The sequence below is a fragment of the Bradyrhizobium sp. AUGA SZCCT0182 genome (assembly GCF_018130185.1).
Taxonomy (GTDB): Bacteria; Pseudomonadota; Alphaproteobacteria; order Rhizobiales; family Xanthobacteraceae; genus Bradyrhizobium.
On record NZ_JAFCLY010000001.1, the window covers coordinates 163380 to 182633 of the forward strand.

15 protein-coding genes are annotated in these 19254 nt (G+C 62.2%); 9 read left to right on the forward strand and 6 right to left on the reverse strand.

Features of this window, described 5'->3' with window-relative positions:
* The first annotated feature begins 230 nt into the window (after nucleotides 1–230).
* Nucleotides 231–635, forward strand: a complete 405-nt coding sequence (locus JQ611_RS00800) for a hypothetical protein (protein WP_212266996.1) — start codon at nucleotides 231–233, stop codon at nucleotides 633–635.
* Between the two features lie 22 nt (nucleotides 636–657).
* On the opposite strand, the gene JQ611_RS00805 is transcribed toward JQ611_RS00800, so the two are convergent.
* The 4 genes from JQ611_RS00805 to JQ611_RS00820 form a co-directional block, all read right to left on the reverse strand.
* A complete protein-coding gene (locus JQ611_RS00805) occupies nucleotides 658–2196 on the reverse strand; it encodes a SpoVR family protein (protein WP_212389850.1) in 1539 nt (512 codons plus the stop codon).
* Complete coding sequence (locus JQ611_RS00810) at nucleotides 2193–3464, reverse strand: YeaH/YhbH family protein (protein WP_212266999.1); 1272 nt, start codon at nucleotides 3462–3464, stop codon at nucleotides 2193–2195. The genes JQ611_RS00805 and JQ611_RS00810 overlap by 4 nt, the downstream gene beginning before the upstream one ends.
* Before the next feature lie 21 nt (nucleotides 3465–3485).
* Nucleotides 3486–5429, reverse strand: a complete 1944-nt coding sequence (locus JQ611_RS00815; protein ID WP_212266931.1) for a PrkA family serine protein kinase — start codon at nucleotides 5427–5429, stop codon at nucleotides 3486–3488.
* A 147-nt stretch (nucleotides 5430–5576) separates the two neighbouring features.
* Nucleotides 5577–5870 carry a hypothetical protein gene (locus JQ611_RS00820; RefSeq protein ID WP_212464233.1) on the reverse strand — a complete coding sequence of 98 codons (294 nt, stop codon included), beginning with the start codon at nucleotides 5868–5870 and terminating at the stop codon, nucleotides 5577–5579.
* Between the two features lie 510 nt (nucleotides 5871–6380).
* On the opposite strand from JQ611_RS00820, the gene JQ611_RS00825 reads away from it, so the two are divergent.
* From JQ611_RS00825 to JQ611_RS00860, 8 genes are all read left to right on the forward strand, one after another.
* Nucleotides 6381–6992, forward strand: a complete 612-nt coding sequence (locus JQ611_RS00825) for a hypothetical protein (protein WP_212464235.1) — start codon at nucleotides 6381–6383, stop codon at nucleotides 6990–6992.
* 31 nt (nucleotides 6993–7023) lie between these two features.
* Nucleotides 7024–7473: a DsrE family protein gene (locus JQ611_RS00830; RefSeq protein ID WP_212464237.1), complete on the forward strand. Its 450-nt coding sequence runs from the start codon at nucleotides 7024–7026 to the stop codon at nucleotides 7471–7473.
* A 252-nt stretch (nucleotides 7474–7725) separates the two neighbouring features.
* On the forward strand, nucleotides 7726–10572 hold the full coding sequence (locus tag JQ611_RS00835; RefSeq protein ID WP_212464239.1) for a bifunctional transaldolase/phosoglucose isomerase: 2847 nt from the start codon (nucleotides 7726–7728) through the stop codon (nucleotides 10570–10572).
* 12 nt (nucleotides 10573–10584) lie between these two features.
* Nucleotides 10585–11580: a phosphogluconate dehydrogenase (NAD(+)-dependent, decarboxylating) gene (gnd, locus tag JQ611_RS00840; RefSeq protein ID WP_212464241.1), complete on the forward strand. Its 996-nt coding sequence runs from the start codon at nucleotides 10585–10587 to the stop codon at nucleotides 11578–11580.
* Between the two features lie 5 nt (nucleotides 11581–11585).
* A complete protein-coding gene (gene zwf, locus JQ611_RS00845; RefSeq protein WP_212464243.1) occupies nucleotides 11586–13097 on the forward strand; it encodes a glucose-6-phosphate dehydrogenase in 1512 nt (503 codons plus the stop codon).
* 2 nt (nucleotides 13098–13099) lie between these two features.
* A complete protein-coding gene (gene pgl, locus JQ611_RS00850; RefSeq protein ID WP_212464247.1) occupies nucleotides 13100–13852 on the forward strand; it encodes a 6-phosphogluconolactonase in 753 nt (250 codons plus the stop codon).
* A gap of 28 nt (nucleotides 13853–13880) precedes the next feature.
* Nucleotides 13881–14366: a gluconokinase gene (locus JQ611_RS00855; RefSeq protein ID WP_212464396.1), complete on the forward strand. Its 486-nt coding sequence runs from the start codon at nucleotides 13881–13883 to the stop codon at nucleotides 14364–14366.
* Nucleotides 14363–15166: a Cof-type HAD-IIB family hydrolase gene (locus JQ611_RS00860; RefSeq protein ID WP_212464249.1), complete on the forward strand. Its 804-nt coding sequence runs from the start codon at nucleotides 14363–14365 to the stop codon at nucleotides 15164–15166. The genes JQ611_RS00855 and JQ611_RS00860 overlap by 4 nt, the downstream gene beginning before the upstream one ends.
* A 276-nt stretch (nucleotides 15167–15442) precedes the next feature.
* On the opposite strand, the gene JQ611_RS00865 is transcribed toward JQ611_RS00860, so the two are convergent.
* Nucleotides 15443–17242 carry a glycoside hydrolase family 15 protein gene (locus tag JQ611_RS00865; protein ID WP_212464251.1) on the reverse strand — a complete coding sequence of 600 codons (1800 nt, stop codon included), beginning with the start codon at nucleotides 17240–17242 and terminating at the stop codon, nucleotides 15443–15445.
* Nucleotides 17243–17266: 24 nt separating this feature from the next.
* On the reverse strand, nucleotides 17267–19213 hold the full coding sequence (malQ, locus tag JQ611_RS00870) for a 4-alpha-glucanotransferase (RefSeq protein ID WP_212464253.1): 1947 nt from the start codon (nucleotides 19211–19213) through the stop codon (nucleotides 17267–17269).
* Nucleotides 19214–19254: the final 41 nt, after the last annotated feature.

The window sequence follows — 19254 nt, forward strand, 5'->3', positions numbered from 1 at the left end:
CCTAACAGCCGCATTTCGGCGTGGCACTTTTCGCAAACTCGGATTTCCCGTATTGGCTGACCCATCTCGATAGGATGTGTACGAAACCAGTCGGAACAATGGAGTTTTGCTCCGTAAGACTACGGCAAAAGAAAAGCCGCCCTTTCCGAGAGGGCGGCGATTAATGGAGTCTTAGGCTGGTCGTGCCGATGATCGACCCTCTTGTGAACGCTCAAGGAAGAGGTTCCACCGTGCTCAAGGACGGTACTTATGCGGCATGGTTCAAGACCCCGGTAAGCCAAGGCACTGGCATCGTCCATGTTGCAAACGGCAGGATCTGGGGGCGCGACGGCGTCATGACCTACGAGGGGTCATGCGAAGTCGACGGAGACCGATTCACCGCAGTCGTCATCACAAGAAAACACACCGACGGGCTGCCAACCGTATTTGGCGATGATCAGGAACTCGAGCTTAAGCTGCAGGGAACGTGCACCGGCAAGATAGCGACCTACATCGGAACGGCGGAACAGTTCCCAGGCCTGCTCCTGGAGGGAACGCTCATTTACAACCAGCAGGCGCGCGCCCCGGAGGCGAGCGAGCCCATACCAGCATTCGATCCGCACAAACTGCCGAAGTTGCCGACGCGCGGGCGCTGATCGCTCGGGATCGCCGGAGTAGCTACGCCACCGCGGCCAGCCCGCGCGGGTTGGCGACGTATTCCTTCAGCACCTTGCCGGTCGCGTCGACCTCGACCAGCGAGACGTTGTATGTCCAGAGGTCGGCGAGGTGCTGCAGCACGCGCTTGGCGTCGGTGTCATTGAGCTGCGCGCCGTTCAACACGGTATGGCGCAGCATCAAATGACGATCGCCGGCGAGATCGACATCGACGACTTCGATATTGGCATCGATGAAGCCGACATCGTACGTCCGCGACAGCGCGCGGCGCACGCGCCGATAGCCGCGCTCGTCGTGGATCGCATCGACCTTGATGCCGGCGGTCTCCGCCGGATCATCATGCAAATGGAACATGCGGAAGTGCCGCATCAGCCGCGGTGAGAGGAACTGGCTGATGAAGCTCTCGTCGCGGTAATTGGCCCAGACATCGCGGAGCACGCCCATCGTATCGCCCTTGCCGGCGATATCCGGGAACCATTCGCGATCCTCGTCCTCGGGATTGGTCACGATGCGCTCGATATCCTGCATCATCGCAAAACCGAGCGCGTAGGGGTTGAAGCCCGAGAAATATTTACTGTCGAAGTCGGGCTGGAATACGACGTTGGTATGCGACGACAGGAATTCGAGGAAATTGCCGTCGGAGAGCCGCCCCTGCAGGTGCAGCCGGTTCATGATGCGGTAATGAACGTAGGTCGCAGTGCCCTCGTTCATGACCTTCGTCTGGCTCTGCGGGTAAAAATACTGTGCGATGTGCCGCACGATTCGCAGCAGCTCGCGCTGCCAGGGCGCCAGGCGCGGCGCGGTCTTTTCCAGGAAGTACAGGATGTTTTCCTGCGGCAGGCCGAGCAGCGCGCGGCGGCGATCGGCGCTCAGCGTTGCCACGCTCTTGACCGGTCCGGTCGGAATGGTCCGCCACAAATCATTGAACACGCTTTCTTCGTGCTGGCGGCGATATTGGGCCCGTTTCTCCTCGACGCGCAGATCGGGCAGCTTCTTGCCGGGATAGCGGTTGATGCCATGAGACATCAGCGCGTGCGCTGCATCGAGCGTCTGCTCGACCGCCAACCGGCCGTGGCGATCCTCGCACTGCGCGACGTAGGTCTTGGCGAACTCGAGATAATCGAGAATGCCGTCGGCATCCGTCCACTGCTTGAACAGATAATTGTTCTTGAAGAAATGATTGTGGCCGAAGGCGGCGTGCGCGATCACCAGCGTCTGCATGGTCGCGGTGTTCTCCTCCATCAAATAGGAGATGCACGGCGACGAGTTGATGACGATCTCATAGGCCAGGCCCATCAGGCCCTTGCGGTAGGACGCCTGCTGATAGGCGAAGTGCTTGCCGAACGACCAGTGCTTGTAGAACAAGGGCATGCCGACCGAGCAATAGGCGTCCAGCATCTGCTCGGCCGTGATCACCTCGATCTGGTTCGGATAGACGTTGAGCCCGAGTTCGGACTCCGCGATCTCCTCGCAGGCGTCGTGGATCCGCTGCAGCGTCGGGAAATCCCAATCGGCGCCCTGAAACAGCCGCTTGTCTGTCATGGTGCCCTTTCCTGTCTTACACGGCGCTGGAAGAGATCGTGAAACACCGGGAAGATTTCGCTGCGCTCGCAGACCTTGCGCATCGACAGCGGCGCGCCGGCGAGGCGCAGGCGCTCATACAGCGTCCATAGCGACGAATCCGGCATCTCGAAGGTCAGGCCGGCATCCTGGCCGACCTCGAGATAGGCAAAAAACTGGCTGACCGGCAGAATCTTCTCGGTCAGCAGCCGGCCCGCCACCTCGCCGTCGGACGTGGAATTGTCGCCATCGGAAGCCTGCGCGGCGTAGATATTCCAGTCCGCCGGGCGGAACCGCGAACGCACGATCTCGTGCATTTCTTGCAGTGCACTCGAGACCAGCGTGCCGCCCGATGCCGGGCCATGGAAGAATGTATCCTCGTCGACCTCTTCGGCGCGGTCGGTATGGCGGATAAAGACGATCTCGACATGGCGATAGCGCCGCTTCAGGAAGACATAGAGCAGCGTGTAGAAGCGCTTGGCGAGATCCTTCATGTGCTCGGTCATCGAGCCCGAGACGTCCATCAGGCAGAACATCACGGCCTGGGCAATCGGCTTCGGCGTGGTCTCGAACCGCCGATATCGGATGTCGATCGGATCGATGAACGGGATCCGCTTGGCCTTGGCTTTCAGGGCTTCGATCTCGGCCAGCAGTTCGGCGCGGCGCGCCTCGTCGCCGCAAATCAGCAGCTCGGCTTCGAGGGCCGCAATCTCTTCCGGCTTCGGCCGCCGCAATGCCACCCGCCGCGCCATCGCGCGGCTCACGGTACGGGGAATGGAAATATTCGCCGGCGAACCTGATGTCGCATAACCGGCGCGGCGGATTCCTTCGCTCTCCACCTCGGCAAGCTTGCGCTTGGCGAGATCAGGCAATTCGAGATCGTCCAGGAACAGGTCGACGAATTCCTCGCGGCTGAGAACGAAGCGGAACGCGTCTTCGCTGTCGCCCTCACCCGCGCCGCCGGCCTTGCCGCCCGAGCCGCCCGAGCGCGGAAGCATGTCGCCTTCGATGAACTTCTTGTTTCCGGGAAGCACCATGTCGCGGGTGCCGCCTTCACGGCGGAACCGCGGCTCGTCCATGCCGTCGAGCGGTATGCTGACCACGCCGCCTTCCAGGACATCCTTGATGTCCCGGTCGTGCGAGGTCTTCTTGACCGCCTGCTGAACCAGCGCCTTCGCCCGGCGCAGGAACCGCTGACGGTTCTCGAGACTCTTGCTGCCCGGATTCAGCCGCCGGTCAACGATGTGAATAGCAACCACTTCGCATCCGCCTCAGCCGGCTTGCTTCACGCGCATGTACCATTCGACGAGCCGGCGGACCTGCCGTTCGGTGTAACCGCGGTCCACCATCCGCGCGACGAAATCGTCGTGCTTCTTCTCAGTTTCGCCGTCCTTTTTCGAGCCGAACGAAATGACGGGCAGCAGATCTTCCACTTGCGAGAATATCCGCTTTTCGATCACCTCGCGAACCTTTTCATAGCTGGTCCAGCCCGGATTCTTGCCGCCGTTCTGGGCCCGCGACCGCAGCGAGAACTTCACGACCTCGTTACGGAAGTCCTTCGGGTTGGCGATGCCCGCAGGTTTCTCGATCTTGGTCAGCTCCTGATTGAGCAATTCACGATCGAGCAATTGTCCGGTGTCGGGATCCTTGAAGTCCTGATCTTCGATCCAGGCGTCGGCGTAATCCACGTAACGGTCGAACAGGTTCTGGCCATAATCCGAATAGGATTCGAGATAGGCTTTCTGAATCTCGTTTCCGATGAACTCGGCATATCGCGGCACCAGTTCGGCCTTGATGAATTCGAGGTAACGCTTTTCGGTCTCATCAGGGAGCTGCTCGCGACGGATCGACTGTTCCAGCGCATACATCAGGTGAACGGCATCCGCGCCGACCTCCGACGTATCGTGATTGTAGGTTGCGGCGAGCACCTTGAACGCGAAGCGGGTCGAGACGCCGTCCATGCCTTCGTCGACACCGGCGGCATCCTTGTATTCCTGGACGCTGCGGGCCTTGGGATCGGACTCTTTCAGGCTTTCGCCGTCATAGACCCGCATCTTTGCAAACACGGTGGAGTTTTCGTGACGGCGCAGCCGCGACATCACCGAGAAGCGCGCCAGCGTCTCCAGCGTCGACGGCGCGCAGGGCGCGGCGGCGAGTTCAGAGCCCTGGATCAGCTTCTCGTAGATCTTCTGTTCTTCGGTGACGCGCAGGCAATACGGCACCTTGATGACGCAAATGCGGTCGATGAAGGCTTCGTTGTTCTTGTTGGTCTTGAAGCTCTGCCATTCGGACTCGTTGGAGTGCGCAAGAATGACACCGGTAAAGGGGATCGCACCGATGTTTTCGGTTCCGATGTAATTCCCTTCCTGCGTCGCCGTCAGCAGCGGATGCAGCATCTTGATCGGCGCCTTGAACATCTCGACGAATTCGAGGATGCCCTGGTTGGCGCGGTTCAAGCCGCCGGAATAGCTGTAGGCGTCGGGGTCGTTCTGGGCAAAGGTTTCCAGCTTGCGGATGTCGACCTTGCCGACCAGCGAGGAGATGTCCTGGTTGTTTTCATCACCCGGCTCGGTCTTGGCGACCGCGATCTGCCGCAGCCGCGACGGCTGGATCTTGGCGACACGGAATTGCGAGATGTCGCCGCCGAACGATTCGAGCCGCTTGTAGCACCACGGGCTCATCAAGCCGTTGAGGCGGCGGCGCGGAATGCCGTATTTTTCCTCGAGCATCGGCCCGAGTGTTTCCGGGTCAAACAGGCTGAGCGGGCTTTCAAAGACGGGACTGAGTTCGTCGCCGGCCTTCAAGACATAAATGGGGTGAACCTCCATCAACGCCTTCAGGCGTTCGGCGAGCGATGACTTGCCGCCGCCGACGGGCCCGAGCAGATAGAGGATCTGCTTGCGCTCTTCGAGGCCTTGAGCGGCGTGCCGGAAGAATCCGACGATGCGCTCGATCGTTTCCTCCATGCCATAGAAGCCGGCAAAGGCCGGATAGGTGCGCATGGTGCGGTTCAAAAAAATACGGCCAAGGCGTTGGTCCCTGGCCGTGTCGATCATCTGAGGTTCGCCAATTGCCGCGAGCAACCGTTCGGCCGCATTCGCATATTTAAGTGGATCGCTTCGACACGATTCCAGATAGTCCGCCATCGACATGTCGCTCTGACTTCTGGCTTCGAAGGAGCGAGCAAACGCGTTGAACAGAGAATCGTTGTACATAGATTCATCTCCTCATGGTTCAGCTATAACGTAGGATGCGCTGGCCAAGTTCCAAGCCCCGGCAAGCCTCCTGCGTACCCAATCGCGAATCACCAACAGCAGATGTGATATCTGACACGCGACTGACTCCCTCACGCAATGCAATAGTCATGCTAAACGACTCGGGAGCTCAAGAATGTACTGGAATCCACTGAATCTGTAACCGGAGTGCAACATGCGGCATCCGGAGAAGTACTGGTTTTTCAGGTAGATGAACGAACCTGCAGAATTCGCGCGGTTGAACACGCGCCGCCGCAATGCTTGTCGATTCATTAATGCACGCCGCGCGCGGCGTCCGTTCAGCGCGTTGGACCATAACGGGCGATCGGAAATCCAGATCACTCCAGGCTGCGTCATCCTCGGCAGATCATCTCTCTGTTCGGTGTCGTTCGACGAATCCAAACGCGCGAATTCCGCTTCTCGGGCTTATGCCACTCACCACGACGGGTGACGTTTGCGTTCTCGTCGGCATGAACGCCGTCACGGCGGCGTTCATTGCGACTGTAATCAAGTCCCGAACGCGGCGAACCGATACAAGAGGCTCGCGCGCTAGTACTTTTGGATTAGTCCGGCGCAACCAATTCGCCGGTCCTCCTGAGTGCGGCGCAAAAACGAAACCCGCGCTGCGTCCAATTGGGTCAGGCGTGCTCCAGGTCATGGTCCGAATTGGACACCGGCCGGGATTTATTGTGCAAGGCACAATGCGGGCAAATCATGGGGCGCGAATGGGCGCGTCGCTCAATATTTAGGCAAGCGGCTGCCAGCAGCACGGTTTTCCCGCCAACTGCCTGAAATTGAACGCAGCCGCGGCCGCCTGCGACCAATCAACAGATCGAAGCCGAACCTTGGCGGCGCCTGGCGCCGCACCGCTTCCGTGCGGACGGTCGGTGTGTCACGCATTTAGGGACGATCATGAAGCGTATCTTCCTGTGTACCCTCACGCTGGCCGCGATGGCCTCGCTTGCCGGCCCCGGCCATGCCCAGGACGACGTCGACAAGGCAAGAGCTGCCGTCTTCGACAACAGGATGTTCGCCGGCCCCCTCGGTCAAAAGACCTATGCCTGCTTCGTCCGCCGCTATGACGCCCACCACCTGGCGCAGCATCCCAAGCAAAAAGTCAGCGCGATGAAGCTGCTGGTCACCGCCGAAAACCCGCCGGAAGAGAAGATCACCAATTACTCCTTCCGCATCGGCGTCAAACATCGGCATCGGCCGGGCAATTTCGACTCCAGCGGCTATTGCAACCATGTCGTCGCCGAGGACAAAGGCAACGAGATCCGCTTCGGCTGCGGCATCGATTGCGACGGCGGCGGCATCGATGTCGCGATGAAGGACGACAAATCCGCCATCATCCGGCTGGAGCGGATCAGGATCTGGGAGCGCAGCAAGCCCGACGACGATGCCAGCAATGATCTGGTAGCCGGCGCCGACGACAAGATTTTCCGGGTCGATCGCGCCGATCTGCGCGAATGTGCCGAGCTGGTGACCGACCGCAAGGAACTCGCGGCGCTCAGGCATAAGTGACAGCTTTAAGGCAATCGAGTTGGAGGACGCCATGCATCGACGCAGCATCTTGTGGGCCGCGGCGTCCGCTTTCGGCGCCGCCTTTGCCGCCTCGCGCGCCAGCGCGGCCACCGAGGCGCCGCCGACGAAAAAACTGAAAGTGGTCTATCACCTCAACGACCTCGACAAGGTCAGCTCTGTCGTCGGCAACATCCAGAACCATCTCGACGGCGTCGGCGGGCCCGACAACGTCACCATCGCTCTGGTCGTTCACGGCCAGGCGCTGCGCGCGTTCCACGCGTCCGCGGCCAATCCCGATCTGACACGGCATATCGGCCAGTTCGCCAGGGCCGGAATTGAACTCGCCGTCTGCGGCAACACCATGAAATCCCAGAAAGTCGGCCTCGCCGATCTCCTGCCGGGCTTCATTTCCGCCGACCAGGGCGGCGTGGTGCGCATCGCCGAGTTGCAATCGCAGGGCTATCTCTATCTGCGACCCTGATCGCAGTCTGCGATCGTGATCGCGGCGTCCGCTTTCCCGTCACAAAATCGTGCTGGATTTCGGCAACTCTCCGGGTGCTCATCCCGGGGATCGAACTGACATAAATGGCGTTATCCGACCGGATACACCCATTCCGACCGGCAGCCATTCCATCACTTGCCATCCACTTGCCATCCAATTGTTGACATTCCCGCCTCGCACCCGAAAGCTGCCGGGGAACCCGAAAACCGACGACCGGACAGAACAGGCATCATGAATCCCGTCAAAGCACTCGAAAACCACGGTCAGGCCGTCTGGCTGGATTTCCTCGCCCGCGGCTTCGTCGCCAAGGGCGATCTGAAGAATTTGATCGACACCGACGGCGTCAAAGGCGTGACATCGAACCCCGCGATCTTCGAGAAAGCCATCGGCAGTTCGGACGAATATGACGGCGCGATCGGCCAGGCGCTGAAAAAGGGCGACCGCCCGGTCGCCGACCTGTTCGAACATGTCGCCATTGAGGACATCCAGAACGCCGCTGACGTGTTGCGGCCGGTCTACGACCAGTTGAAGGGCGAGGACGGTTTCGTCAGCCTCGAGGTCTCGCCCTATCTGGCGATGGACACCAAAGGCACCATCGCCGAGGCCGAGCGGCTGTGGAAGGACGTCAAGCGCAAGAATTTGATGGTGAAGGTGCCGGCGACGCCGGAAGGCCTGCCTGCGATCGAACATCTGATCGGCGAAGGCATCAGCATCAACATCACGCTGTTGTTCTCGCAAAAGGTCTATCGCCAGGTGGCGGAAGCCTATCTCGACGGGCTGGAGAAACTCGTCGCCGGGGGTGGCGATCCCTCGCGTGTGGCCAGTGTCGCCAGCTTCTTCGTCAGCCGGATCGACAGCGCCGTCGACAAGCAGCTCGACGACAAGATCGCAAAGGCCAACGATCCCAGCGAAAAGGAGCGCCTGAGCGCGCTCAAGGGCAAGGTCGCGATCGCGAACGCCAAGATGGCCTATCAGGACTACAAGGGGCTGTTTTCGGGCGCACGCTGGGACAAGCTCAAGGCCAAGGGCGCAAAGCCGCAGCGGCTGTTGTGGGCTTCGACCGGCACCAAGAACAAAGACTATAGTGACGTGCTCTATGTCGAGGAACTGATCGGCCCCAACACCATCAACACGGTGCCGCCGGCGACGCTCGACGCGTTCCGCGATCACGGCACGCCGCGCGACAGCCTCGAGGAAAATATCGAGGACGCGCGCCGCGTGCTGGAAGAGCTGGAAAAATCCGGCATCTCGCTCGATGCGATCACCACCGAGCTGGTCAAGGATGGCGTCAAGCAATTCGCCGACGCCGCCGACAAGCTCTACGGCGCCGTCGCGCACAAGCGCGCGGCTTCGCTTGGCGGCGGGATCGACAAGCAGCACCTCGTGCTCGGCGACGGCATCAAGAAAGCCGTGGAGAAGAGCACCGAGGACTGGCGGGCGTCAGCAAAAATCCGACGGCTCTGGCACAAGGACAAATCGGTCTGGAGCAATGACGACGAGAACAAATGGCTGGGTTGGCTGAACAGCCCGGCTGCCGCTGACGTCGCCGACTACGAGGATTTTGCCAGGCGCGTGAAGGGGCAGAACTTTTCCGACGCTGTCGTGCTCGGCATGGGCGGATCGAGCCTTGGTCCGGAAGTGTTGGCGGAAACCTTCCCGAAAAAGTCGGGCTTCCCGAAACTGCACGTGCTCGACTCCACCGACCCCGCGCAGGTGCGCGCGATGGAGAAGAAGGTCGACCTTGCAAAAACCCTGTTCATCGTCTCCAGCAAATCCGGCGGCACCACCGAGCCGAATGCGATGAAGGATTATTTCTTCGATCGCGTTTGTAAGACCATCGGCGCTGACAAGGCCGGCCATCGCTTCATCGCGGTGACCGACCCCGGCTCGTCGCTGGAGAAGGTCGCGACCAAGCAGGGTTTCGCGCGCATTTTCTACGGCGATCCATCGATCGGCGGACGTTACTCGGTGCTGTCACCGTTCGGGCTGGTGCCGGCGGCTGCCGCCGGCATCGATGTCAAAAGTCTGATCAAGCACACGCTGGCGATGGTGCGCTCCTGCGGCGCCGACGTGCCGCCGCACGAAAACCCCGGCGTGCAGCTTGGGCTTGCGCTCGGACTCGCCGGGCTCGAAGGCCGCGACAAGGTGACGATATCCTCGTCGAAGAAGATCGCCGATTTCGGCGCCTGGGCCGAGCAATTGATCGCGGAGTCCACCGGCAAGGACGGCAAAGGCCTGATCCCGATCGACGGCGAACCGCTCGCCGATCCCGCCGTCTATGGCGACGATCGCTTCTTCATCGATATCCGAACCGAGGGCGAAGCCGATTCGGCGCACGACGACAAGCTTGCCGCCCTCGAGGCCGCCGGGCATCCGGTGGTGCGCATCGTGCTGAAATCGATCGACCATATCGGCCAGGAGTTCTTCCGCTTCGAGATGGCCACGGCCGTCGCCGGCGCTATCCTCGGCATCAACCCGTTCAACCAGCCTGATGTCGAGGCGGCCAAGATCAAGACGCGCGAACTGACCGCGGCGTTCGAGAAAACCGGTGCACTGCCGGCGGAACGGCCGGTGGTCGCGACAGCCGAGGCCGACATCTACACCGACGAAGCCAATGCCGCCGCGCTGCGCAAGGCCGGCGCCAATGGCACTTTGGAATCCTGGATCAAGGCACATCTGACGCGTCCCGGCAGCGGCGACTATTTTGCGCTGCTGGCCTATATCGGGCGCGACGGCGCTTCGATCGACACGCTGCAGAAGATGCGGCTGGCGGTACGTGACGTCAGGCAGGTAGCGACCTGCGCCGAATTCGGTCCGCGCTTCCTGCATTCGACCGGCCAGGCCTACAAGGGTGGGCCCGACAGCGGCGTGTTCCTGCAGATCACCGCCGACGATGCCAAGGACCTGGCCGTGCCCGGCCAGAAGGCGAGTTTCGGCGTCGTCAAGGCAGCCCAGGCGCGCGGCGACTTCGACGTGCTGACCGAACGCGGCCGGCGCGCATTGCGGGTTCATCTCAAGGGCGACCTCAAGCCGGCGCTTGCCGCGCTGGATGCCGCGATATCAGAAGCGCTCAATTAGGGAAGTATTGGCATGCAGCTTGGCATGATCGGCCTCGGCCGGATGGGCGGCAACATCGTGCGGCGGCTGATGAGGAACGGCCACACGTCGGTAGTCTACGACAAGGACGCCAAGGCCGTCGCCGCGCTGGCGGCCGAAGGCGCTGCCGGCGCCGACACGCTGGAAGCTTTCGTGGCGAAACTGGAGAAGCCGCGCACCGCCTGGGTGATGCTGCCGGCCGGCAAAATCACCGAGGCCACCATCGAAGCACTCGCAAAACTGATGGAGCCCGGTGACGTCATCATCGACGGCGGCAACACGTTCTGGCAGGACGACGTCCGCCGCGGCAAGACTCTGAAAGAGCGCGGGCTGCATTATGTCGACGTCGGCACCAGCGGCGGCGTCTGGGGCATCGAGCGCGGCTATTGCATGATGATCGGCGGCGACAAGGCTGTGGTCGATCGGCTCGATCCGATCTTCAAGACGCTGGCGCCGGGGATCGGCGACATTCCGCGCACCGGCGGCCGCGACGGCCGCGATCAGCGCATCGAGCAAGGCTATATCCATGCCGGCCCCAGCGGCGCCGGGCATTTCGTCAAGATGATCCATAACGGCATCGAGTATGGGCTGATGCAGGCCTATGCCGAGGGTTTTGATATCCTGAAGAACGCCAATATCGAGGCGCTGCCGGCCGAGCATCGGTTTGATCTCGACATCGCCGATATCGCCGAGGTGTGGCGGCGCGGCAGCGTGATCCCCTCCTGGCTGCTCGATCTCACTTCGTCGGCGCTCGCCGAGAACCAGACGCTGGATAATTACTCCGGCCATGTCGAGGATTCCGGCGAAGGCCGCTGGACCGTCAATGCCGCGATCGACGAGGCGGTGCCGGCCGAGGTGCTGACGGCGGCGCTCTATGCGCGCTTCCGCTCGCGCAAGGATCACACATTCGCGGAGAAGATCCTTTCCGCGATGCGCGCAGGCTTCGGCGGTCACAAGGAGCCGCCGAAGAAGCCGGGCTCGAAGGCTTAACGCCCATGGCGGTCGGCAAACTGGCACAGACGAAACCCGATCCCTGCTCCTTCGTCATCTTTGGCGTCACCGGCGATCTCGCGCATCGGCTGGTGATCCCTGCCCTCTACAATCTGGCGGCAGCCGATCTGCTGCCGGAAAAATTCTGCGTCGTCGGCATTGCCCGCAAGGGCATGACCAGCGACCAGTTGCGCGACAGCCTGATGAAGGGCCTGCATCAATTCGCCACGCGCCAAGTGGACGAGGAGATCGCGATGCGCCTGCTCGCATGCGTCACCTGCATCGAGGCTGACCCGCGGGATCCCGCCTCATTCGACGCCATGAGCGAGCAGCTCGACAAATTGGAAGCCGCGCGAAACACCCAGGGCAATCGCCTGTTCTATCTCGCGACGCCGCCGAGCGCCTTCCTGCCGATCAGCCGCGAACTCGGCCGCACCGGCATGCTGGTCGAGAACGGCACATGGCGGCGGCTGGTGGTCGAAAAGCCGTTCGGCACCGATCTGGCATCGGCAAGAGAGCTCAACAACGAACTCCTGAAGCTGGTCGAAGAGCATCAGATCTACCGGATCGATCATTATCTCGGCAAGGAGACCGTCCAGAACATCCTGGTGCTGCGCTTCGCCAACGGCATGTTCGAGCCGATCTGGAACCGCAATCACATCGACCACATCCAGATCACGGTCGATGAAAGGCTCGGCGTCGGTCATCGTGGCAGCTTCTATGACGCCACCGGCGCGTTGCGCGACATGGTGCCGAACCATCTGTTTCAACTGCTGTCGCTGGTCGCGATGGAGCCGCCATCGAAATTCGATGCGCATTCGGTGCGCTCGGAGAAGGCCGACGTGCTGGCCGCGATCCAGACCCAGAGCGAGCAGGAGGCGCTGCACAATTCGGTGCGCGGGCAATATCGCGCCGGCATGGTCGGCGACACCGAGATCGAGGACTATCGCAGGACCGCCGACGTCAAACCCGCCAGCACCACGGAAACCTATGCCGCGCTGAAACTGACCATCGACAATTGGCGCTGGGCCGGCGTTCCCTTTTATCTGCGCACCGGCAAGGCGCTCGGCATCAAGCGCACCGAGATCGCCATCAAGTTCAAGCAGGCGCCGTTCGCGATGTTCCGCGACACGCCGGTGGACCGGCTCTCGCAGAATTACCTGATCATCTCGACCGAACCGACCGAAGGCATCGCGCTGCAGTTCAACACCAAGGTGCCGGGCCCGACCATCAATATCGACGGCGTCGAGATGAAGTTTCGCTACAAGGATTATTTCAAGGCCGAGCCATCGACCGGCTATGAGACCCTGATCTACGACTGTATGATCGGCGACAACATCCTGTTTCAGCGCGCCGACAGCGTCGAGGCCGGCTGGCGCGCGGTGCAGCCATTTCTCGACGCCTGGAAGAACGCCGGCGGCAAGGGGCTCAAGGTCTATGAGCCCGGCAGCGAGGGTCCGGAGGAAGCCAACGATCTGCTGGAGCGAGACGGCCGCAGCTGGCGCAAGCTCAGTTAGAGATGATGTCGAACGACAATCGCCATGTGACGTCAGTTGCCGATCCAGCCGCGATGGCCGAGGCCGCCGCAGAGCGCGTCATCGCGCGGATATCGGAGAACCCCGGCCGCGTCGCGATCTGCCTGACCGGCGGATCGAGCCCGAAACAGCTCTATCAATTGCTCGGCACCGACCCCTGGCGAAGCCGGATTCCGTGGCAACGCGTGCACTGGTTCATCGGCGACGAACGTTTCGTGCCCGCGGATGATCCCCTCAACAACATGCGCGTGGCACGGAAGACCTTTCTGGACCGATGCGCGCCGGCATCCAACATCCATCCAATTCCGACGAGTACGGCCGATCCCACCGATCCCGATCGCGGTGCGGCGCTTTACGAGGGCGAACTGAAGGCGTTCTATGGCGCAGACGACCTCGACCCGGCCCGGCCGCTGTTCGATCTCGTGCTGATGGGCGTCGGGCCCGACGGCCATACCGCGTCGCTGTTTCCCGGCGATCCCTTGCTCGACGAGGTCAGGCGTTGGGTGGTCGGCGTACACAAAGCCAATGTCGAACCGTTCGTCCCGCGCATCACGCTCACGCTGCCGACACTCGGTTGCTGCCGCGAAATGCTGTTCGAGGTCGCAGGATCAGACAAACGCGCGATCTTGACGCGCGTGTTCGCAGGCGAGAACCTGCCGACGAGCCGCGCGCGATCCAGCGGCGAGACGATCTGGCTGGTGGATCAGGCGGCATTGCCGGAGAATTTTCGTGCGTGATGCGACAAGCCCCTGCGCGCTGGTGGTGATGGGCGTCTCCGGCTCGGGCAAGAGCACCATCGCGGAAAGCCTGGCCGCGCGGCTGGGCTGGCGCTACGAGGACGCGGACAAATTTCACCCGCCCGCCAATGTCGCGAAGATGAGCGCGGGCCAGCCGCTGACGGATCAAGACCGCTGGCCCTGGCTGCAGGCGATTGCCGACGAGATCGACCGCCTCTCGGCAGCCGGACAACGCGCTGTTGTCGCCTGTTCGGCGCTCAAGCGCAGCTATCGCGACATTCTCGTGCATGGACGCGATGATATCCGCATCGTCTTCCTGAACGGGACGCAGGACCTGATCGCGGACCGGTTAGCTGCCCGCAAGGGGCATTTCATGCCGCCGGGGCTGCTCGCCAGCCAGTTCAAGACGCTGGAGCCGCCGCAGCCAGGCGAACGGCCCATTACGGTGTCGATTGCCGCGCCGATCGAGACCATCGTCGACGACATAATCCGTCAATTGAAAGTGCCCACATGAGCCGCATTGCGCTTGTCGTATCCGATGTCGATGGCACGCTGTTGACCAAGGACAAGATCCTCACAGACGATGCAAGGAACGCCGTGCGGGCGCTGCACGCCGCCGGCATCGGCTTCACCATCGTCTCCAGCCGCCCGACCATCGGCATGGGCTTTCTGATCGAACCACTTGCAATCACGCTGCCGGTCGGCGCCTTCAACGGCAGTTCGATCGTCAATGCGAAGCTGCAGCCGATTGAACAGCATTTGATCGCGCCCGCGGTCGCACAGCGCAGTCTCGATGTGCTCAATGAATTCGGCGTCGATATCTGGCTGTTCAGCAACGAGCGCTGGTACACGCGCAATCCCGACGGCGAATACGTTCCGCACGAGAAGCGCGCGATCAAGGCCGATCCGACGATCATTGAGGATTTCACGCCGCATCTGCTAGAGGCCTGCAAGATCGTCGGCGCCAGTTCCGACGCGGCGCTGCTCGCGCGCTGCGAAGCGGCGATGAAGCAGGCGGTGGGCGCAGAGGCCACCGCGGTTCGCTCGCAGACCTATTACCTCGACGTCACCCCCGCGGGTCACGACAAGGGCACGTTCGTCGAGAACATCGCCAAACGGCTCGGCGTTTCGACCGACGCCGTCGCCACCATCGGAGACATGCAGAACGACCTGCCGATGTTTGCCCGAAGCGGCATGTCGTTCGCGATGGGCAACGCGGCCGATGACATCAAGCAGCGCGCGACGCATGTGACCGATACGAACGAACGTGACGGCTTTGCCCGCGCGATGGAGACGGTTTTGAAGCTCGGCTAGCGGCCACTTCATATCACAGGGGACGCGGCGCGCGATATCAAGGGCGTCTCAAGAATAAATCCATAAGTCGCCAAAGCTTTCGCCCGGCAAATCCGCTTTATTGCCTTCGTCGCCGCGGTTTTCGGGGTTGCCGATACCCCACACCATTTCCGACTCCAACGGGTGTGAATCGGCAAGCGCGAGCCGGTATTCATCCAGAGGTACGCAGGCACCCAGCCCCGCCTGCAGCCGTGCGACTGGGTGCCGGCTCGCGTGACGTCAATCCGACGAGATAGCCTACTTCGACCGCTGCATCGCCGGCTTCTCGGTCGTCTGCTTCGCCGCGCTGAGGTTATGGGCGGTGTTGATCAGCGCGATATGCGTCAACGCCTGCGGGAAATTACCGGTCTGGCGGCCAGCGCCGGTGTCGAACTCTTCGGCCAACAGGCCGACATCATTGGCAATCGCGACCATGCGCTCGAACAACGCCCGCGCCTTGTCGAGTTCTCCCGTCAGCACATAGGCATCGGCGAGCCAGAGGCTGCAGGCCAGGAATGCGCCTTCCGCCGGCTGCTGCTCGACTTCACGGGGGTCATGCCGCAACACGAAGCCGTCCCGCATCAAGTATTTCTCGATAGCGGCCAGCGTTCCCCGCACGCGGGGATCCGTTGGTTCGAGGAACCCGACCGAGGGCAACAACAGGATGCTGGCATCCAGCATTTTCGAACCGTAGGATTCGACGAACGCGTTCAGCTCGCGATCAAAGCCCTTTTCGCAGACGTCGCGATGGATGGTGTCGCGCAGTGTCCGCCACTTTTCCAGTGGCGCCTTGAAGCCGAATTTTTCGACGCTCTTGATGCCACGGTCGAAGGCGACCCAGCACATCACCTTGGACGAGACATAGTGCTTGCCGTCGCCGCGGCGCTCCCAGATGCCGTGATCCGGTTGATCCCATTGTTCGGCGAGATGCTCCAGCACCGTGCATTCCAGTGCCCAGCTTCCTTCATAGAGTTCGAGCTTGGCTATTCGCCACTGATGGAAGGCGTCGATCAGCTCGCCATAGACGTCGAGTTGCAGCTGCGCATGCGCGGCGTTGCCGACGCGGACCGGCTGCGCGCCCTCATAGCCCGGGAGCCAGCCCGCCTCCCATTCCAAGAGCCGCCGCTCGCCCATGATGCCGTACATGATCTGCATGTTGGCCGGCGATCCCGCCACCGCACGCAACAGCCAGTTGTGCCAGGCGAGGGCTTCCTCGGTATAGCCCGAGTTCATCAGCGCCAGCAGCGTAAAGGTGGCATCGCGCAGCCAGCAGAAGCGATAGTCCCAGTTGCGCCCGCCACCGAGCTTTTCCGGCAGCGAGGTGGTGGGCGCCGCGACAATACCGCCGGTCGGCGCATAGGTCAGCGCCTTTAGCGTGATCAGCGAGCGCATCACGAGATCGCGATGTTCGCCTTCGTAGCTGCAGCGGGCGCTCCATTCGCTCCAGAACGCCTCGGTTTCCTGCAAAGCGACCGCCGGATCGATCGGCGCGGGCACCGCCAGATGCGAGGGCCCGTAGGTGAGGACAAAGGGCACGGTATCGCCCTCGCCTACCTCAAACTCCGCCACCGTGGTCAGGTCCTCGCCGCGGGTCGCGACCGGCGTTCGCAGCACGGTCATGTCAGGCCCGCAAATCGCGAGCAGACCCGAGCCGTCGTCGGTTTTCCTGACCCAGGGAATATCGATGCCAAAGCCAAAGCGGATCACCAGTTGCATCCGCAGCCTGACCCGGCCGCTGACCCCGCGCACCAGCCGCACCACGTCGGACGCATTGCCGCGCGGCGGCATGAAATCGATCAAGTCGATCACGCCATTGGCGGTCTCAAACCGCGTCTCCAGGATCAGCGTGTTGCCCCGGTAGCGGCGTGACGTGTTGGTGATCTCTTCTGCGGGCGCGATCAGCCAGCGGCCATGCTTGTGGGTGCCGAGCAGTGCGGCAAAGCAGGCGTCGGAATCGAACGCCGGCCAGCACAGCCAGTCGATCGAGCCGTCACGACCGACAAGCGCCGCCGTCTCGCAATCGCCGATCAATCCGTAGTCTTCTATCCTGCACGACAAGGCTTGCTACCACCTGGATCGGGCCTATCCGCGCGACCGCTCGCGTGTCGCCGCCTTCAGCGCGGCAACGTCGATCGTGGACGCGATCTGCTCGAGCGGCACCGGCAGCCGGCGACGCCAGTTCGGGTGTTCGTCGACCGTGCCGGGAATATTGGGCTGGTCCACCAGACCCAAAAAATCCTCCAGCGCGATCGCGAGCAGCCGTGATGGCGTGCGCGCGAGGAAATTTGCCACCGAATAAAGGTCGTTCTTGCCGATGCCGTTGTGGCGCAGCACATCGTCGAGCATTGCCAGCGCATGCCATCGCGCATCGTCGCTTTCGCCGGGGTCGATGCCGAGCGCGCGCTTGGTTTTGAGGTCGCCGAACGAGCGCCAGCCGGCATAGGTCGAGAGATCGTGGGTGTTGAAAGTGACGAGCGCATTGGCGAGGTAATGATCGAGGCTCTTGAACGGACCGTGGTCCTCGCGCTCGAACATCATCACCAGATATGACCAGATGCCCCATCCGGCAATCTGGTCGCGAAAACCTTCCGGCACGGTGCCAAGGTCTTCGCCGATCACGACGCAGCGCTGCGCGATGCTTTCCTGCGCGGTTGCGGCCAATAACGCCTCGAACGGCATTGGCACATAGACGCCGTCGGCGGCGCTGAAGCCTTGCGGCACCAGATAAAGCCGCTTCAAGCCCAATACGTGGTCGAGCCGGATCGCGCCCGCGTGCCGCATCGAGGCGCGCAGCATTTCGCGATAGGGCGCGAACGATTTCAGCTCCAGCCCGGTCGCGTTGAAGCCCGCAAGGCCCCAGCTCTGCCCGGCGGTGTTGAGCGGATCGGGCGGCGCGCCGACGCCGAGATGCCGCGAGATCGCCACCTGTTCGTTCCACGCATCGAAACCGTCGGCTTGCACGCCGACGGCGACGTCGAGATAGAGCCCTACCCTCATGCCGAGCTCAAGCGCGCGGTCTTTCGCAGCCGCTAATTGCCGATCGGCCGTCCATTGCACGAATTCGACAAACGCGATTTCGGCCGCGTCCGGACCCTTGCGCAGCTCAGCGCATTTGGCGTCGTCCGGTTGCCGCCATTCGTCCGGCCATTCCCACCAGGGCTTTTTGAATTTGTGCCGGAGCGTCTCGAAGCAGGCGAAGTGCGACAATAGCGAGCCGCGCTCGGCGCGAAATTTTTCGAACTCCCGCCTGCGCCCTTGTGTCGCATCGGCTTCGAAGGCGGCGAATGCCGATCGCAGTGCGCGCCATTTCAATCCGGCGACAGCGACATAGTCGATCATTTCGCCTTCTCTGGCCCGCGCCAGCGCATCCCTTGTCCCGGCGTCGATGCGGAATTCCGGGATGTTCTCGACATCGACATAGAGCGGGTTGAGAAACAGCCGGCTGTTCGGCGAATACGGACTGCAATCACCCGGACGATCGTCGAACAGGGCATGCAGCGGATTGAGGCCGACGCCATCGGCGCCCAGATGGTTCGCGAGTTCGATCAGACCCTTTAGATCGGTGAAGTCGCCGATCCCCCAGTTGCGCGCCGAGCGGACGCCGTAAAGCTGGACCGCGAGCAGCCAACAGCGGTCGAAATCGCCGCCAAAAGCCCTTGGCGGCGCCGATAGCAGCGGCACGTCTTCGGTGGTGGATGCGGCATCGGTCAGCTGCAACCGATGGACCCCCAGCGGCAGATCCAGCGGCCAGGCAATGACGCGATCGACGGCCTCGCCTTCTGCGATAACCTTGTGATCGGCCACGATTTTCCATCGGACCGGAAGCCTTGCGGCAGCCGAAAGCCCGGTCCGCGCAGGCAGCCCGGACCGCACCACGACCGGGCCGCCGATGAACGGGCCCGGGGTCTGCGGCGGCAAGGCATCGAGGATAATTTTGAGGGCGGCCGTATCAGTCACACGGCGGTGACCCTGACCGTCCACGAATTCGGTCTGGATTCCCTGGCTGTTAGCTTGAGCGAAAAGGTCCATTCGGCACGCGGTTTGCACGCAAACGTCTCAGAGGCGTCGCG

What these genes read in the sequence shown, in the direction of transcription:
- JQ611_RS00835 (WP_212464239.1), top strand. Translation starts at nt 7,726, where the DNA reads ATGAATCCCGTCAAAGCACTCGAAAACCACGGTCAGGCCGTCTGGCTG.
- JQ611_RS00815 (WP_212266931.1), bottom strand. Translation starts at nt 5,429, where the DNA reads ATGTACAACGATTCTCTGTTCAACGCGTTTGCTCGCTCCTTCGAAGCC.
- JQ611_RS00805 (WP_212389850.1), bottom strand. Translation starts at nt 2,196, where the DNA reads ATGACAGACAAGCGGCTGTTTCAGGGCGCCGATTGGGATTTCCCGACG.
- pgl (WP_212464247.1), top strand. Translation starts at nt 13,100, where the DNA reads ATGATGTCGAACGACAATCGCCATGTGACGTCAGTTGCCGATCCAGCC.
- gnd (WP_212464241.1), top strand. Translation starts at nt 10,585, where the DNA reads ATGCAGCTTGGCATGATCGGCCTCGGCCGGATGGGCGGCAACATCGTG.
- JQ611_RS00825 (WP_212464235.1), top strand. Translation starts at nt 6,381, where the DNA reads ATGAAGCGTATCTTCCTGTGTACCCTCACGCTGGCCGCGATGGCCTCG.
- JQ611_RS00830 (WP_212464237.1), top strand. Translation starts at nt 7,024, where the DNA reads ATGCATCGACGCAGCATCTTGTGGGCCGCGGCGTCCGCTTTCGGCGCC.
- zwf (WP_212464243.1), top strand. Translation starts at nt 11,586, where the DNA reads ATGGCGGTCGGCAAACTGGCACAGACGAAACCCGATCCCTGCTCCTTC.
- JQ611_RS00855 (WP_212464396.1), top strand. Translation starts at nt 13,881, where the DNA reads ATGGGCGTCTCCGGCTCGGGCAAGAGCACCATCGCGGAAAGCCTGGCC.
- JQ611_RS00860 (WP_212464249.1), top strand. Translation starts at nt 14,363, where the DNA reads ATGAGCCGCATTGCGCTTGTCGTATCCGATGTCGATGGCACGCTGTTG.
- malQ (WP_212464253.1), bottom strand. Translation starts at nt 19,213, where the DNA reads ATGGACCTTTTCGCTCAAGCTAACAGCCAGGGAATCCAGACCGAATTC.